The organism is Pseudomonas sp. FH1 (assembly GCF_000510895.2).
GTDB classification, from domain to species: Bacteria; Pseudomonadota; Gammaproteobacteria; order Pseudomonadales; family Pseudomonadaceae; genus Aquipseudomonas; species Aquipseudomonas azotoformans_A.
In genome coordinates this window covers 131,153-147,468 of record NZ_AOHM01000088.1, presented here as the reverse complement: position 1 = coordinate 147,468, position 16,316 = coordinate 131,153, and the positions used below count along the sequence as shown (strand labels likewise).

The 16,316-nt window shown below is 61.8% G+C and carries 15 protein-coding genes and 1 riboswitch; of the genes, 7 read left to right on the top strand and 8 right to left on the bottom strand.

Annotation, left to right across the window (positions count from 1 at the left end):
• Nucleotides 1–196: 196 nt before the first annotated feature.
• Genes H096_RS24055 through H096_RS24045 form a run of 3 tightly spaced genes read right to left on the bottom strand, consistent with a single transcriptional unit; the run spans nt 197 to nt 2,969 of the window.
• Entirely contained in the window at nt 197–961 is a 765-nt protein-coding gene (locus H096_RS24055; protein ID WP_033901825.1) for an ABC transporter ATP-binding protein, read from the bottom strand.
• Entirely contained in the window at nt 958–1,962 is a 1,005-nt protein-coding gene (locus tag H096_RS24050; protein ID WP_033901824.1) for an iron ABC transporter permease, read from the bottom strand. The genes H096_RS24055 and H096_RS24050 overlap by 4 nt, the downstream gene beginning before the upstream one ends.
• The gene (locus tag H096_RS24045; protein ID WP_033901823.1) at nt 1,959–2,969 is read right to left on the bottom strand and encodes an ABC transporter substrate-binding protein; all 1,011 of its coding nucleotides are present in this window, start codon (nt 2,967–2,969) and stop codon (nt 1,959–1,961) included. Before H096_RS24045 ends, H096_RS24050 begins: the two co-directional genes overlap by 4 nt.
• A 106-nt stretch (nt 2,970–3,075) precedes the next feature.
• A riboswitch (cobalamin riboswitch) is annotated at nt 3,076–3,271 on the bottom strand.
• Between the two features lie 103 nt (nt 3,272–3,374).
• Here H096_RS24045 and H096_RS24040 point away from each other — a divergent pair.
• Nucleotides 3,375–3,818 carry a hypothetical protein gene (locus H096_RS24040; RefSeq protein ID WP_033901822.1) on the top strand — a complete coding sequence of 148 codons (444 nt, stop codon included), beginning with the start codon at nt 3,375–3,377 and terminating at the stop codon, nt 3,816–3,818.
• 9 nt (nt 3,819–3,827) lie between these two features.
• Here H096_RS24040 and H096_RS24035 read toward each other — a convergent pair whose 3' ends face one another.
• Nucleotides 3,828–4,754 carry a DNA/RNA non-specific endonuclease gene (locus H096_RS24035; RefSeq protein WP_033901821.1) on the bottom strand — a complete coding sequence of 309 codons (927 nt, stop codon included), beginning with the start codon at nt 4,752–4,754 and terminating at the stop codon, nt 3,828–3,830.
• A 128-nt stretch (nt 4,755–4,882) separates the two neighbouring features.
• On the opposite strand from H096_RS24035, the gene H096_RS24030 reads away from it, so the two are divergent.
• Together H096_RS24030 and H096_RS24025 are read left to right on the top strand one after the other, a co-directional pair.
• A complete protein-coding gene (locus tag H096_RS24030) occupies nt 4,883–5,947 on the top strand; it encodes a M4 family metallopeptidase (protein ID WP_033901820.1) in 1,065 nt (354 codons plus the stop codon).
• A gap of 14 nt (nt 5,948–5,961) precedes the next feature.
• Nucleotides 5,962–6,267, top strand: a complete 306-nt coding sequence (locus H096_RS24025; RefSeq protein WP_033901819.1) for a protealysin inhibitor emfourin — start codon at nt 5,962–5,964, stop codon at nt 6,265–6,267.
• A 3-nt stretch (nt 6,268–6,270) separates the two neighbouring features.
• On the opposite strand, the gene H096_RS24020 is transcribed toward H096_RS24025, so the two are convergent.
• A complete protein-coding gene (locus H096_RS24020; protein WP_033901818.1) occupies nt 6,271–7,470 on the bottom strand; it encodes an MFS transporter in 1,200 nt (399 codons plus the stop codon).
• Nucleotides 7,471–7,580: 110 nt separating this feature from the next.
• Here H096_RS24020 and H096_RS24015 point away from each other — a divergent pair, with 110 nt between their 5' ends.
• Nucleotides 7,581–8,489: a LysR family transcriptional regulator gene (locus H096_RS24015; RefSeq protein WP_033901817.1), complete on the top strand. Its 909-nt coding sequence runs from the start codon at nt 7,581–7,583 to the stop codon at nt 8,487–8,489.
• 31 nt (nt 8,490–8,520) lie between these two features.
• Here H096_RS24015 and H096_RS24010 read toward each other — a convergent pair whose 3' ends face one another.
• Nucleotides 8,521–9,903: an aldehyde dehydrogenase family protein gene (locus H096_RS24010; protein WP_033901816.1), complete on the bottom strand. Its 1,383-nt coding sequence runs from the start codon at nt 9,901–9,903 to the stop codon at nt 8,521–8,523.
• A 104-nt stretch (nt 9,904–10,007) separates the two neighbouring features.
• On the opposite strand from H096_RS24010, the gene H096_RS24005 reads away from it, so the two are divergent.
• Entirely contained in the window at nt 10,008–10,883 is an 876-nt protein-coding gene (locus H096_RS24005; RefSeq protein WP_033901815.1) for a LysR family transcriptional regulator, read from the top strand.
• On the opposite strand, the gene H096_RS24000 is transcribed toward H096_RS24005, so the two are convergent.
• Nucleotides 10,880–11,089, bottom strand: a complete 210-nt coding sequence (locus tag H096_RS24000; protein ID WP_028617133.1) for a hypothetical protein — start codon at nt 11,087–11,089, stop codon at nt 10,880–10,882. The genes H096_RS24005 and H096_RS24000 overlap by 4 nt on opposite strands.
• 100 nt (nt 11,090–11,189) lie before the next feature.
• Nucleotides 11,190–12,386 (bottom strand): amino acid aminotransferase, encoded by a 1,197-nt coding sequence (locus H096_RS23995; protein WP_033901814.1) that lies wholly within the window; start codon nt 12,384–12,386, stop codon nt 11,190–11,192.
• Between the two features lie 343 nt (nt 12,387–12,729).
• Between H096_RS23995 and uvrB the strand changes: the two genes are divergently transcribed.
• Together uvrB and gltX are read left to right on the top strand one after the other, a co-directional pair.
• Nucleotides 12,730–14,745, top strand: a complete 2,016-nt coding sequence (gene uvrB, locus H096_RS23990; protein ID WP_010209048.1) for an excinuclease ABC subunit UvrB — start codon at nt 12,730–12,732, stop codon at nt 14,743–14,745.
• Nucleotides 14,746–14,826: 81 nt separating this feature from the next.
• Nucleotides 14,827–16,308: a glutamate--tRNA ligase gene (gene gltX / locus H096_RS23985; RefSeq protein ID WP_015884987.1), complete on the top strand. Its 1,482-nt coding sequence runs from the start codon at nt 14,827–14,829 to the stop codon at nt 16,306–16,308.
• Nucleotides 16,309–16,316: the final 8 nt, after the last annotated feature.

Below are 16,316 nucleotides of genomic sequence, written 5' to 3'. Positions count from 1 at the left end.
TTATATTTCCCTCCTAAATATTTACGTTTTAATAGAAGTCGGCGCTACTGATCAACGCCAACCTCGGCCGTGAGGTCGGCTTCAATCTCAAGGCGTTTTGCCAGGACCATCCGCTGATCCGCCAGGCGCTGATCTATCAGGTGCCCGAGTTGTTCGTGACCTTGTCACGTCACACCCAGCGTTCGCCTCAAGAGGCTTAGTTCGGGCGTAAACGCAGTATCTGTGCGCCATCGAACGGGTCTGTCAGGTAGTGTGCCTGTACGCCGAACGTCTCTTGCAAGCGCTGCGGCGTCAACACCTCCAGTGGTTTGCCCAACGCCACCAACCGCCCGTGATCCAGCACCGCCAGCCGATCGCAGGTCAGCGCCTGGTTCAGGTCATGCAGGGCAATCAAGGTGGTGACGGGCAACCCTTGCACCCCCTTCAAAATGCCCAGTTGATGCTGGATATCCAGGTGATTGGTCGGTTCATCCAGCAACAGGATCTGCGGCCGTTGCGCCAACGCACGGGCGATGTGCACGCGCTGGCGCTCACCGCCCGAGAGGCTGCGCCAGGCGCGATGGCTCAGGTGGGTGGCGTCGACGTCGTGCAGGGCCTGGTTGACGATGGCGTCGTCCTCCGGTGACCACGGGCTCAGCGCCGACAACCAAGGGGTGCGGCCCAGCGCCACGGCGTCGAACACGCGGATGGCGTCGTCGGTGTCGGCCTGCTGCTCCACCACCGCCAGTTGCTGCGCGATGGCGCGGCGCGACAGCTTGCCCAGGCGCTGGCCGCCCAGCAGCACTTCGCCGGACGCTGGGGTGCGCAGCCCGGCGAGCAACTTGAGCAAGGTGGATTTGCCGGAGCCGTTCGGCCCGACGATACCGAGGGTTTCGCCCGGCTGAACGTCCAGATGAATGTCGCTCAGCAACTGCGCCTCGCGCACTTTGAAACCCAATCCTGTGCAGCTCAGCACGGTCATCGCGCATTCCTCCGACCAATGAGGATCAGCGCAAACACCGGCGCACCGACCAGCGCCGTGACCACGCCGACCGGAATCACCTGGCCCTTGATCAAGGTGCGCGACAACACATCCGCCGCAATCAAGAACAACGCCCCGCCCAACGCACTGGCCGGCAGCAAGCGCGAATGCCCTGTGCCAAGCAACAGGCGCACGGCGTGGGGAATCACCAGCCCGACAAAACCGATGGAGCCGACAATCGACACCATCACCGCCGTCACCAAGGCCGCGCAGCCCACCAGCACGAACTGCACCCGGCGCACCGGAATACCGAGGGACGCCGCCGAGTCGCTGCCGAAGGTAAACGCATCCAGGGCGCGACGGTGCCACAGGCACACCGCCAAGCCTGCAACCGCCACCGGCACCGCCAGCCACACCGAAGGCCAGCGCACGCCACTGAGGTTACCGAGCAACCAGAACATGATGCCGCGCGCCTGTTCGGAACTGGCGGATTTGGTGATCAGGAACGCGGTGAGCGCATTGAACAGCTGCGACCCGGCAATGCCCGCCAGGATGATCTGGCCGGTGCCACTGGCCGAACCGCTGGCGCGCGCGAGCAGGATCACCAGCGCAAACGCGGCCATGGCGCCGACAAACGCGCCCGCCGACAACGAGATCAAACCGCCGCCCACGCCCATCAACGCCACCAGCACCGCGCCGGTCGAGGCGCCGGCGCTGATGCCCAACAGGTACGGATCGGCCAGCGGGTTGCGCAACAGCGATTGCAATATCACGCCGCAGGTCGCCAGCCCAGCACCACACGCGGCGGCGACCAGGGTACGGGTGAGGCGGTAGTTCCACACCACGCCTTCGTCGATGGGGTCGAGCACGTAGCCGGCCGCCCACAGTTTGTTGGCGAGGACTTGAAGTACCACCTGCGGCGAGATGGCGGTTTCGCCGATGGCGACGCCAGCCAATACAGCAGCCAGCAGCAGGGCCAGGGCGAGTAGGGTTCGGATCATTTGGACAGGTCGTAGCCGTCGATGGCCGTGGCCAGTTGTTCAAGCCCGTCGAACGTACGGATGCTGGCTTGCAGCGCCAGCGCGTCGAGGATGATGATGCGGTTGTTTTTCACCGCGTCCATGTTGCGGGTCACCGGGTCGCTGCGCAGGAAGGCGAGTTTCTTTTCATGGTCATCGGCGGGGTAGCGGCGGCGGTCCATGCGCGCGATCACCAGCACGGTCGGGTTGGCCTTGGCGAGGGTTTCCCAGCCGACGGCGGGCCACTCTTCGTCCGACTGCACGACGTTATGCAAACCGAGGGTTTCCAGCATGAATTGCGGAATGCCCTTGTGGCCGGCCACATAGGGGTCGCTGGTCATCTCGGAACTGGAGAACCACACCAACGCGCTGGCTTGCTTGAGGCCCTTGCTTTGCACGGTGGCAACGGATTTGGCCAGGCGCGCCTTGAGTTCGTCGTTCAACTGTTGGCCACGCGCCTGCACGTCGAAGATCTCGGCGAGTTGGCTGATGCTTTTATAGATCGTCTCGATGCGGAACGGCTCCAGCCGCGTGCCGTCGGCGCCCACCAGGTTGTCCTTGCCTTCGCAGTCGGAGGGCAGCAGGTAGGTGGGAATTTTCAGTTCATGGAATTGCTCGCGGGTGCCGACCACGCCTTGCGGCCCGACCACCCATTCCAGCTCGGCGGCCACCAGCTGCGGGCGCTTGGCGATCACGGCTTCGAAGCTAGGTTCATTGTTGGCCAGGCGTTCGATGCCATCGTTCTGCGCTTTGTACTGCGGCAACACGTTGTTGAACCACAGCGAAGTGCCGACTACTTTGTCGCCCACGCCCAAGGCGTAGAGCATTTCGGTGGCGGCCTGCCCGATGGTCACGCTGCGGGCCGGGGCTTGCTGGAAGGTTAGGGCGCTGCCGCAGTTTTCTACGGTCAGCGGGTAGTGGGTGGGCGCGGCTTGGGCCAGGGCACAGAACCCCAGGCCGGTAAGCAGGGCGGTAACGCGTGGCAGCATGGGGCAATCTCCGAGTGAAGCGTGCGTGCCGTTCGGAAATACACCCTTGAACGCTGCGATAGGATAGAGGCAGGCAAGAATGTCCTTCCCGGACACCCCGCCGGTTAGTCATTGAGCGTTAGCCGGCAGGTCTCCTGACTGATGCGTCGTCGCCAGGCTCCGGCCTTCCCGGACAAGGTCCAGTGGCATCAGGGAGCAGGCTCAGCACCTACAGTTGCGGGGGCAGTTCCGATTGACGCGGGTGTACCGCGCTTCGGATTCCCTATTAGTCCCGTTTGGGAACCGGCGCGGTATGGTAGTCGATCGCGCGGTTGAACGGGAGGTCGTGAACTCAACGGTAGCTCTCTGGCGGTGAGGCTCCTATGATGCTCAGCCCATGGATCGCTTTATCACAAGGAATACACCGTGAAATCATTTGTCGCGCTCGTCCTTATCGCCACCCTGGCCGGTTGTGCCACTCAGGGTAAATCTGAAAAGCAGATTCTCGACGAGGCCTCCACTGCCTATGTCAAGTCGATGCCCGCCGACTCAGACAAACTGCGCTTGCACACGATGAGCATCCCTAAAAGTGGGATGTTCGGCGACACCCTGGCGATTTCCCTGGCCGGTGACCAAAACGCTGCCAGCCTCAGGAGCGAATTGCTGAATACCAAGCGCTTGGGCGATGTGTTCTTCTTGATCATGGGGGCCGGCACCCCGGTCGACGTTGCCGTGATCGGCAAAGCCGTCGAAGGGCAGGATTTGAAGGGTTTGCAGATTTACTACTCGGGCACCGATGCGCAGAAAGAGCAGGTGCGTGCGGCGGTCGAGAAGTCGCAGGCGCAGTTTCATTACATCAGTGCGCAATGACAGCGAGGGTCAGAGACGAATGTCTTCAGGCCCCTGTATCAGCGCTTCAATCCGCGTGCCGGTGGCGCGCTCTTCGTTGCTGAAGCCGTCGTAGTCGGCCAGGTTGCCGAAGCGCAGGTCGGTCAGGCGCTCTATCTGGATCACGCTGCGCTGGTAGGTCCTGAGCTGGCCGAACACTAGGTCGAGTTGGCCCAGTTCGCGGCTCTGGTCAATCATGTAGGCACTTGCGCTAGGCTTGCCGTCATCGCTGAGGTAGGCGACCACTTTCCAGAACGCCTTGGGGATCTGCACGCCTCGGTACATTCGGTCGTCGTCGGCGAACACCGGGCCGGTAAACACGGTGGCGCGGGCTTTCCAGCGTTGGGTGTTATCGAGGATGTAGTCTTCGAGCTCCAGCCAGGTCTTCTGGTTGAACCCGCTCATCTGCGGCGAGCAGTTGGTAAAATGGAAGGTGTCGAGGTTGGCGGTTTGCGCCTCGTCGCCCCAGTTGGGGTCTTGCCGGCGGACCAGGTGGCCGCGATCCAGGCCATTGCTGGCATACAGCGCTTCGCCCACCTGCGCATCGATGGGTAAGCGGCCGTCATAGGCCCAGGCGTCGTTGCTGCGAATGATGTCGACGTGCTGACCACCATCGATGTTGACGCCCACATACAGCGCAAGCCGCTTGGCGCGTGACATTGTGATCGAGAAGTGCGTGTAGTCCAGGCGCTTCTGTGCATCCTCAGCCAAGGCCTCTTCCACCGTGGGCCAGGGCACCCCGAAGCTGCCGAGAAAGTCCTCGGCGTAGCCGCGCCGGCCCTTCAAGTCTTTGGCGGGGGTGACGCGTGGCGTCGCCGCCCGTGCCTCCAGCAACGTGGGGCTCGGTGCGATCAACGGGCGCAGGTCAGCGAGCCTGGGGCGGTATGCAAGGTCGATTTTGGCTTTACGTGCTGGCATCGGTCAGTCCTCCTTGGATAAACACGACTGCAACATAGGTTAATGACAATTGATGACATGCGTTAACCCCTGGGGACTATCCTGAATCGATGACCCGAACGTTTTCACCTGCCAGCTGGAGCCAGCCCATGTGTGTTCGTCAGCCGCATCGCCATCCGATTTTCTGCCTGATCCCGCCCTATATGCTCGACCAGATCGCGCGCAACGGCGACAAAGCGCAACGGGAGGTCGCCTTGCGCACCCGCGCCAAGGACACGACGTTTCGCTCGTTGCGCATGGTCGCCGAGCCTGCCAAAGGACCGGCGCACATGGCCCTGGCCATGGGCGCCGATAAACGCCGCTCGATCTACAGTGCCGAGGGCACCGACAGCCTGCCGGGCACGCTGGTGCGTGGTGAGGGGCAACCCGCCAGCGGGGATGCCGCGGTGGACGAAGCCTACGAGGGCTTGGGCGCCACCTTCGATTTTTTCGACCAGGTCTTCGATCGCAACTCCATCGACGACGCCGGTATGGCGCTGGACGCCACGGTGCATTTTGGCCAGAACTACAACAATGCGTTCTGGAACTCGACCCAGATGGTGTTTGGCGATGGGGATGCGCAGTTGTTCAACCGCTTCACGGTGGCGCTTGACGTAATTGGCCATGAGTTGGCCCATGGCGTCACCGAGGACGAGGCCAAGCTGATGTATTTCAATCAGTCCGGAGCGTTGAACGAGTCGCTGTCGGATGTGTTCGGCTCGCTCATCAAGCAATATGCCTTGAAGCAAAGCGCGCAAGACGCTGATTGGCTGATCGGCAAAGGACTGTTCACCCAAAAGATCAAAGGCACCGCCCTGCGCTCGATGAAAGCCCCCGGCACGGCGTTTGACGACAAACTGCTGGGCAAGGACCCTCAGCCGGGGCACATGGATGATTTCGTGCAGACCTACGAGGACAATGGCGGGGTGCATATCAATTCCGGTATCCCCAACCATGCGTTCTATCAGGTGGCGACCAAGCTCGGCGGGTTCGCCTGGGAACGGGCCGGGCGTATCTGGTATGACGCGCTGCGGGATGCGCGGCTGCGGCCCAACTCGGGGTTCCTGCGCTTTGCGCGCATCACTTACGATGTTGCAGGCCGCCTCTACGGCGCGAACAAGGATGAGCAGAAGGCGGTCAAGGACGGTTGGAAGGCGGTCGGCATTTCTGTCTGATGTGAGGAGCGGCCATGCAAATTTCGATCAAGGAAAACGGCGGCCCCGGTTATTTTCCGGGCTTGGCCAAGCCACAGACGGTGGAGTTGGACGCGCTGCCGGAGCAAGACCAGCAGGAACTGCGGCGGCTTGTCGAGGCGTGCGATTTCTTTCAATTGCCGCAAAGCCATGCACCTGCGCCCGGTAATCCGGGCCAGGTGCATTACACCCTGACGGTGAAGGAAGACGAGCGCGAGCACACGGTTTGCGTGCTCGCGCCGGTCAAATCGCAGGCGCTGGACGGGTTGGTGCAGTGCGTGCGTCGGCATGTCCGTTGCTGAGGTTCAGGTGGGAGCGTTCACCCTGGCTGCCAGCGAAGCACCGAGGCTGTAGAGCAACCCGCCGGCGATAACGAACAGCGCGAGCATGTAGAACATGGTGTGGGCGGGGTGTGTCGCCAAGACCATCCCGCACAGCACCGGGCCCAGGGCCGCGCCAACGTTGCCCAGGTTTTGCGCAGCGTAGTACATGCCCCGCAGATGATCGGGGGCAATGATGTCGATGAACATGTACTCGGCAGGGAACACGATGATCTCTCCCAGCGTGAAGACCACCATGGATACCACCCAGAACATCAGCGAGGCGGACAAGCCGAACCCCGCCAGGCCGACGATAAACATGCCCAATCCACCTGCGAGCCACAGATTCAAGTGCTGATGGGTGATTCGCTTGCCGATCACGTATTGCAGGCTGATCACCATCAGCGCGTTGGTGGCCACCACGCTGCTGATTATCCGGTAAGCCATTTCAGGTGTCGTGGTGACGATCAGATATTGCGAGAGGTAAGCGGTGAATTGGCCGAACACCACGGCACTGAGTGCTCCGCCCAGGGTAAAACACACCAGCCGGTAATCACTGAGCAGCACTTTGCCAACCGCCAGGAACGGCGCGCCGGGCTGGCTTGTGTCCACGGGCATTGCGTGCTTGTCACCCCACCCGGCGTAAACGATAAAAAAACCGGTGCCCAGTATCGCCGACGCCAGGAAGGGCAGGCTGATGGCGAGCGCGGCCAATCCCGCACCGAGAAAAGGGCCGACGGCGTAGCCGATGTTGGTCAGGGTGTATTTGATCGAAAATGCTTCACTGCGCGCATCGACAGGCAGTAGCCGGCCAAATCCTGATTTGACCGCGATATCAATGACGGCGTACGCCAGGTTGATCGCGACCAGGCAGGCGTAGAACACCCACAGGTCCCGTGCGGCAAACGCTGCCAGAAACCCGCAAGTGAACACCGCGCAGCAGCCCAGGATCAAGCGGTAACCTGGCTGGCTGTCCACCAGGAAACCGCCGTACAGGCTCAACAATGAGCCGAGGATCAGCGAACTGCCGATCACCAGGCCGATGTCGGCGACGCCCAATTCGAACTGGCTCGACAGGTAGATCACCAGATAGGGCAAGGTGATTGCCCTGGCGAGGGTCAACACCAGTGAAGCACTCAGAAGCAGGTTGACGGTCAAGGGGTAGTTTTTCAGCGTGGTCAGCATCCGAGCCTCAGTACCGGGTTCATTGACCATAGCTTACTGTTGAGTTGAATTCTGATTTAGGATGTTAATTATCAGTTTTGCTGATCTGAATTCACAAATGCGGGGCATGCATGTTTTCTTCCGAACGCTTGAAAGGGATTGATGTGTTTGTGTGTGTCGCGGACTACGGCAGCTTTACCGCCGCTGCCGAGAAAATGAGCCTGACTGCCTCGGCCATCAGCAAAAGCATCGCGCGGCTCGAAACGCGCCTGGGCGCTCGACTGTTTATGCGCACAACGCGGCGCTTGTCCCTCACCGAGGCCGGCGTGGCGTTTTACCGTACCTGTACGGGGGTGCTGGCTGACCTGGAGGAGGCCGAGCTGTCGCTGCGCGCCGAGCAAAGCGAGCCGCGTGGACGTGTGCGCATTGATCTGCCCAATGTGTTTGGGCGCGTGCGGGTGTTGCCGGTGCTGCTGCCTTTGCTGCAGGCTTTTCCGTCCTTGGTGCCGCACATTTCCTTCAGCGACGGGTTAGTGGACCCCTTCAAGGAGGGTGTGGATCTGGTGGTGCGTGTCGGTGAAGCGCAGGGCTGGCCAGAAACGATCGAACAGCGTGTGCTCGCGCACGAATGGCATACGTTGTGTGCCTCGCCGGATTACTTGGCGAACCATGGCACCCCGACGTGCGAGCGTGAGCTTGAACGGCATCAGTGTCTCGCCTACGGCTGGGTGGACGGTCGCGTCAGCCCCTGGAACTTCGCCGGTGAACAGGGCACTTCACGTCATTGGCAGATGGCGCCGCACCTGGTGATCGGCAATGGCGACGGCTTGATGCAGGCTGCGTTGGCCGGTTGTGGGATCGTGCAACTGCCGTCGTGGGTGGTCCGGCCATCGCTGGAGGAAGGCAAGCTGGTTGAGGTGCTGCCGCAGCTGGCCACCGAGGGGGCTGCGATCAGGCTGGCCTGGGTCAGGAATCGCCAGGCGCTGCCCAAGGTCAGTGTGGTGCTGGAAGCCTTGGTGGCGGGGCTGGGAGGGCGATAGCCACGACCCTTTCCCGCGCCACCCAAGCGTGTTACTTGCGGTCCAGCCACACCGTCTGCGCGTTGCAGAACTCCCGCACGCCAAAGTGCGACAGCTCGCGGCCGAAACCACTCTTTTTCACCCCACCAAACGCCACCCGAGGGTCGGAAACGCTGAAGGCGTTGACGAAGATACCGCCGGTTTCCAGCTGGTTGGCGATATCGCGCGCCTTGGCCGGGTCGGTGGTGAAGATGCTCGCGGTGAGGCCGAACTCGCTGTCATTCGCCAGGGCCACGGCGTGGTCGGCGTCGCGTGCGGTGATGATCGAAGCGACCGGGCCGAAGAGTTCCTGTTTGAACGAGGTCATCTGGTCGGTGACGCCTGCCAGCACGGTCGGCTCGTAGTAGTTACCGGCGCCGGGCACTTTATTGCCGCCCAGCAACAGTGTCGCGCCTTCTTCCAGGGTCGCCTGGACCTGGCCGTGCAACTCGTCGCGCAGGTCAAAGCGCGCCATCGGGCCGATGTAGGTGGTGGCTGACGTTGGGTCGCCCATGACCATGGCACGGCTGGCCTCCAGGAATTTGGCGGTGAAGGCTTGCGCTACACCTTCCTCGATGATCAGGCGTTTGGCGGCGGCGCAGACTTGGCCGCTGTTTTGGAAGCGTCCGATCAGTGCGGCTTGCACGGCGGCGTCGAGGTCGGCGTCGTTGAGCACGATAAAGGGGTCGGAACCGCCCAGCTCCAGCACGCATTTTTTCAGCGCGGCACCGGCCTGAGAGCCGATGGCGACGCCGGCACGCACACTGCCGGTGAGGGTGACGGCGGCGATGCGCGGGTCGGCAATAGTCTTGGACACGCCCTCGTTGGTCACGTTGACCACTTCAAACAGGCCATCGGCGAAACCGGCCTTCTGGAATGCCAGTTGGATCAGATAGGCGCTGCCCATCACATTCGGCGCATGTTTGAGCACATAGGTGTTGCCGGCCAACATCGTCGGCACGGCGCCGCGCAGCACTTGCCACACCGGGAAGTTCCACGGCATCACGGCGAAGATCGGGCCCAGCGGGCGGTATTCGATCTGCGCGCTGCCGTTGTCCACCAGGGTCGGTTCCGGGGCGAGCATGGCCGGGCCATGGGCGGCGTACCATTCGCTGAGTTGCGCGCATTTTTCGATTTCGGCACGGGCCTGGGCGATGGGTTTGCCCATTTCCAGGGTGATCATCTGCGCCATGTCTTCGGCTTGTTCGCGCAGGGCAGAAGCCAAACTCAACAGCAGTTCGGCGCGCTGGCTGACGGGCTGGCGGCGCCAGGCGCGGAAGGCGAGGGTGGAGCGGTCGAGGGCGGCGTCCAGTTGCTGCGCGGTTTCATACGGATAGCTGCCGACCGTTTCGCCGTTGGCCGGGTTGATCGAGAGGGCGTGGGTAGTCGCGTTCATGGCACCGTCCTGCTGAGGGAATTAAGTGGGGTTCAGCGTACGGGGCTATCTCTTTTCTGGAAACTGAATAATATTAAGCAATACGTTCACGATTGGAGAATGATGTGGATCTGGTGCAGCTGGAAATCTTCAAGGCCGTTGCCGAGCAAGGCAGTATCAGCGCCGCCGCGCAGTTGATTCATCGGGTGCCATCGAACCTGACCACGCGCATCAAGCAACTGGAGCAGGACTTGGGTGTGGAATTGTTCATCCGCGAGAAAAGCCGCCTGCGCCTGTCACCGGCTGGATGGAATTTCCTGGGTTATGCGCGGCGCATCCTCGACCTCGTACAGGAAGCCCGCGCAACCGTGGCGGGGGAGGAGCCCCAAGGCGCGTTTGCCCTGGGTTCGCTGGAAAGCACGGCGGCGGTGCGCATCCCGGCGTTGCTGGCGGCGTACAACCAGAAACACACCAAGGTCGAGCTGGACCTGAGTACCGGGCCTTCGGGCACCATGATCGAAGGCGTGTTGTCCGGGCGGTTGACAGCGGCGTTCGTCGACGGCCCGCTGCTGCACGCAACCCTGGAAGGCTTGGCGGTGTTTGAGGAAGAGATGGTGGTGATTGCGCCGCTGCACCATGCGCCGATCACCCGTGGGCAGGACGTGAACGGGGAGAGCATCTACACCTTTCGCTCCAACTGTTCATACCGGCATCACCTGGAACGCTGGTTTGCACAGGACGGCGCGGTGCCGGGCAAGATCTTCGAGATCGAGTCCTACCACGGCATGCTCGCCTGCGTCAGCGCCGGCGCGGGCCTGGCGCTGATGCCACGCAGCATGCTCGACAGCATGCCGGGGTCGACGGCGGTGAGCGTGTGGCCGTTGACGGACAACTTCCGGATCCTGCACACCTGGCTGATCTGGCGGCGGGGGACGGTGTCGCAGAGTTTGAACAGTTTTGTGAAGTTGTTGGAGGAGCAGGGGGCGATTCGTGCGGCTTAGCCGCCGAATTGCAGGGTACCCATCGCCAGCTTCGCCATCAGTGCGGTCGCACCCAATTGCACCAGCCACAGCGCCAGGCCGCCCAGAAAGACCCCCAGTGCCACTTGCAGCACCAGGCTCTTCTGGCGCTTGGGTTGCGGTGCGCGTGGAGCGTAGTCATGCAGTTCGTCGCGGTCGGCGCGCAGGTCCAGGTCGTCGTTTCTCATAGCATTCTCACAGCAAAGGGGCGGTCAAGGTTCAGTCTAGGGGCTGGAGACGAAAAAGGGGAAGCCATCGGCTTCCCCTTCTGGTGCAACAGCTGCAGGTTTACAGCACCTGAACGATTGCCTTTGTGACTGCATCAATGTTCGACTGGTTCAACGCCGCCACACAGATACGACCAGTGTCGAGGGCGTAGATGCCGAATTCGCTGCGCAAGCGCGTGACTTGTTCAACCGTCAGGCCGGAATAGGAGAACATCCCACGTTGGCGGCCGACGAAGCTGAAGTCATGGCCCGGCGCAGCCTTGGCCAGTTCGGCCACCATCTGCTCGCGCATGCCACGGATGCGCAGGCGCATTTCAGCCAGTTCGGCTTCCCACTGGGCGCGCAGCTCAGGGGTGTTCAATACCGCTGCAACGATCGCCGCGCCGTGGGTTGGCGGGTTGGAGTAGTTGGTGCGGATCACGCGTTTGACCTGGGACAGGATGCGCGCGCTTTCTTCCTTGGAGTCGCCGACGATGGACAGTGCGCCCACACGTTCGCCGTACAGGGAGAACGACTTGGAGAACGAGCTGGACACAAAGAAGGTCAGGCCCGATTCAGCGAACAGGCGCACGGCGGCGGCGTCTTCGTGGATGCCATCGCCAAAGCCCTGGTAGGCCATGTCGAGGAACGGCACCAGGTTCTTGGCCTTGATCACGTCCAGCACGTTCTGCCAGTCGGCCGGGCTCAGGTCGACGCCGGTCGGGTTGTGGCAGCAGGCGTGCAGCACCACGATGGACTGTGGCGGCAGGGCGTTGAGGTCTTCGAGCAGGCCGGTACGGTTCACGTCGTGGGTGGCAGCGTCGTAGTAACGGTAGTTTTGCACCGGGAAACCGGCGGTTTCGAACAGGGCGCGGTGGTTTTCCCAGCTCGGGTCGCTGATGGCGACGACGGCGTTTGGCAGCAGCTGCTTGAGGAAGTCAGCACCCAGTTTCAGCGCGCCAGTGCCGCCTACCGCTTGCACGGTGGTGACGCGGCCGGCGTTCAGCAGCGGCGACTCAGCGCCGAACAGCAGGGTTTGCACGGCCTTGTCGTAGGCCGCGATGCCGTCGATTGGCAAGTAGCCACGGGCGGCGTGTTGCGCCACGCGAATGGCTTCCGCTTCGGCAACGGCACGCAAGAGTGGAATCTTCCCCTCCTCGTTGCAGTAAACGCCCACGCCAAGGTTGACCTTGGTGGTTCGTGTATCGGCGTTGAATGCTTCGTTGAGGCCCAGGATTGGATCGCGTGGTGCCATTTCGACAGCGGAGAACAGGCTCATTTTTGCGGCAGCTCTATGGGGGGTAGGAGGGACGTGTCGCGCTCCAGCCGAATGCACTAGAGCGGTGCACAAACGGGGAGTTAGTATAGAGACCATCACCGCCTGAGGCGACAGCCGAAACGGCTTTTCGGCCAAGTTTTTCGGTTTATTTGCTGACCGTTAGTCTTATTGCAACATTGATCGGTAAAGGCGTGTAGGACGATTGCCTTGAAACCCGTCACATTCGCCACCACTTCTACAGCTATCATGGTTTTTTCCTGCAACCTGCGATGATTATTCGCGGGTTGCTGAGCTATTTCGTCCCTGGCGGTTTTGAGTCTGGGGTGACTTCACGAGGTACGTTATGTCGGATTTCCAGCTCGTCACCCGCTTTGAACCCGCCGGCGATCAACCGGAAGCCATTCGCCAGATGGTCGAAGGCATCGAAGCCGGGCTGGCGCACCAGACCCTGCTCGGGGTGACCGGATCGGGCAAGACCTTCAGCATCGCCAACGTCATTGCGCAGATCAACCGACCCACCCTGGTGCTGGCGCCGAACAAGACCCTGGCCGCTCAGCTATACGGCGAGTTCAAGGCGTTCTTCCCGAACAACGCGGTGGAGTACTTCGTTTCCTACTACGACTACTATCAGCCCGAAGCCTACGTGCCGTCCTCCGATACCTTTATCGAGAAGGATGCGTCGATCAACGACCACATCGAGCAGATGCGGCTGTCGGCGACCAAGGCCTTGCTGGAGCGCAAGGACGCGATCATCGTCACCACCGTGTCGTGCATCTACGGCCTGGGCAGCCCGGAAACCTATCTGAAGATGGTGCTGCACGTCGATCGCGGCGACAAACTCGACCAACGCGAGCTGTTGCGCCGCCTGACCAGCCTGCAATACACCCGCAATGACATGGACTTTGCCCGTGCCACCTTCCGCGTGCGTGGCGATGTGATCGACATCTACCCGGCGGAATCCGACCTGGAAGCGATCCGCATCGAGCTGTTCGACGATGAAGTCGAGAGCCTGTCGGCCTTTGACCCGTTGACCGGCGAGGTGATCCGCAAGCTACCGCGCTTCACCTTCTATCCGAAAAGCCACTACGTGACCCCGCGTGAAACCCTGATGGGCGCCATTGAGGGCATCAAAGTCGAGTTGGCCGAACGCCTGGAGTACCTGCGTTCCAATAACAAGCTGGTGGAAGCCCAGCGCCTGGAGCAGCGCACCCGTTTCGACCTGGAGATGATCCTGGAGCTGGGCTACTGCAACGGCATCGAAAACTACTCGCGCTACCTGTCGGGCCGCGAATCCGGCGCGCCGCCGCCGACGCTTTACGATTACCTGCCGCCTGACGCGCTGCTGGTGATCGACGAGTCTCACGTCAGCGTGCCGCAAGTGGGCGCGATGTATAAGGGCGACCGTTCGCGTAAAGAAACCCTGGTGGAGTACGGTTTCCGCCTGCCCTCGGCCCTGGATAACCGGCCGATGCGCTTTGATGAGTGGGAGGCCATCAGCCCGCAGACTATCTTTGTGTCCGCCACGCCGGGCAACTATGAGGCCGAGCATGCCGGCCGCGTGATCGAGCAACTGGTGCGGCCGACTGGTTTGGTCGACCCGGAAATCGAAATCCGCCCGGCGCTGACCCAGGTCGACGACTTGCTCTCGGAAATCACCAAGCGCGTGGCCCTGGAAGAGCGGGTGCTGGTCACCACGCTGACCAAGCGCATGTCCGAAGACTTGACCGACTACCTGGCCGACCACGGCGTGCGCGTGCGCTACCTGCACTCGGACATCGACACTGTGGAACGCGTGGAGATCATCCGCGATCTGCGCCTGGGCACCTTTGATGTGCTGGTGGGCATCAACCTGCTGCGTGAAGGCCTGGACATGCCGGAAGTGTCGCTGGTGGCGATCCTCGATGCGGACAAAGAGGGCTTTTTGCGCTCTGAACGCTCGTTGATCCAGACCATCGGGCGTGCGGCACGGAACCTCAATGGCCGGGCGATTCTCTACGCGGACCGCATTACCGGTTCCATGGAACGGGCGATTGGTGAGACCCAGCGCCGTCGCGACAAGCAGATTGCGTTCAACCTGGAAAATGGCATCACGCCCAAGGGCGTGTTCAAGGACGTTGCCGACATCATGGAAGGCGCCACCGTGCCGGGCTCGCGCAGCAAGAAGCGCAAAGGCATGGCCAAGGCCGCCGAGGAAAGCGCCAAGTACGAGAACGAATTGCGCTCGCCGAGTGAGATCACCAAGCGCATCCGCCAGTTGGAAGAGAAGATGTACCAGTTGGCGCGGGACCTGGAGTTCGAGGCGGCAGCGCAGACGCGGGACGAGATCGGCAAGTTGCGGGAGCGCCTGCTGGCGGTGTGAGGCTGGAGCCCGGGTGCTCCGGGCTGTTACCATTCGCCCCTTGTTTCAATTTTCAGTTTTATCGCCCATTCGAGACCTGCCATGACCACCGTCCGCACGCGCATCGCGCCATCGCCTACTGGGGATCCCCACGTCGGCACTGCTTACATCGCCTTGTTCAACTACTGCTTTGCCAAGCAGCACGGCGGTGAATTCATCCTGCGGATCGAAGACACCGATCAACTGCGTTCCACCCGCGAGTCGGAACAGCAGATTTTCGATGCCCTGCGCTGGTTGGGCATTACCTGGGCCGAAGGCCCGGACGTCGGTGGCCCGCACGGCCCGTATCGCCAGAGCGAGCGCAGCGACATCTACAAGCAGTACACCCAGCAACTGGTCGACATGGGCCATGCCTTCCCGTGCTTCTGCACCGCAGAAGAGCTGGACCAGATGCGCGCCGAGCAACAGGCCCGTGGCGAAACTCCACGCTACGACGGCCGCGCGTTGCTGCTGTCGAAAGAAGAAGTGGCCCAGCGCCTGGCCGCCGGCGAGCCTCACGTGATCCGCATGAAGGTGCCAAGCGAAGGCGTGTGCGTGGTGCCGGACATGCTGCGCGGTGACGTCGAGATCCCGTGGGACCGCATGGACATGCAAGTGCTGATGAAGACCGACGGCCTGCCGACGTACTTCCTGGCCAACGTGGTCGACGACCACCTGATGGGCATCACCCACGTGCTGCGCGGCGAAGAGTGGTTGCCATCGGCGCCGAAACTGATCCTGCTCTACGAGTACTTTGGCTGGGAACAGCCGCAGCTGTGCTACATGCCGCTGCTGCGTAACCCGGACAAGAGCAAGCTGTCCAAGCGCAAGAACCCGACCTCGGTGACCTTCTACGAGCGCATGGGCTTCATGCCGGAAGCGATGCTCAACTACCTGGGCCGCATGGGCTGGTCGATGCCGGACGAGCGCGAGAAGTTCTCGTTGCAGGAAATGGTCGACAATTTTGATCTGTCCCGTGTGTCGCTCGGCGGGCCGATCTTCGACATCGAGAAACTGTCGTGGCTCAACGGCCAGTGGCTGCGTGACCTGCCGGTGGAAGAATTCGCCAGCCGTGTGCAGCAGTGGGCACTGAACCCTGAATACATGATGAAGATCGCGCCGCTGGTGCAGGGCAGGGTGGAGACCTTCAGCCAGGTCGCACCGTTGGCCAGTTTCTTCTTTGCCGGGGGCGTTAATCCGGATCCTAAGCTGTTCGAGTCGAAGAAACTCTCCGGTGACCAGGTTCGCCAGCTGATGCAGTTGATCCTGTGGAAGCTGGAAAGCCTGCGCCAGTGGGAGAAAGATGCGATCACCGCGACGATCCAGGCGGTGGTGGAATCCCTGGAACTGAAATTGCGCGATGCCATGCCGTTGATGTTTGCCGCGATCACCGGGCAGGCCAGTTCGGTGTCGGTGCTGGATGCGATGGAAATCCTCGGCCCGGACTTGACCCGTTTCCGTCTGCGCCAAGCCCTTGATTTGCTTGGTGGTGTGTCGAAGAAAGAAAACAAAGAGTGGGAAAAGCTGCTGGGCGCTATCGCTTAAGCACGCGG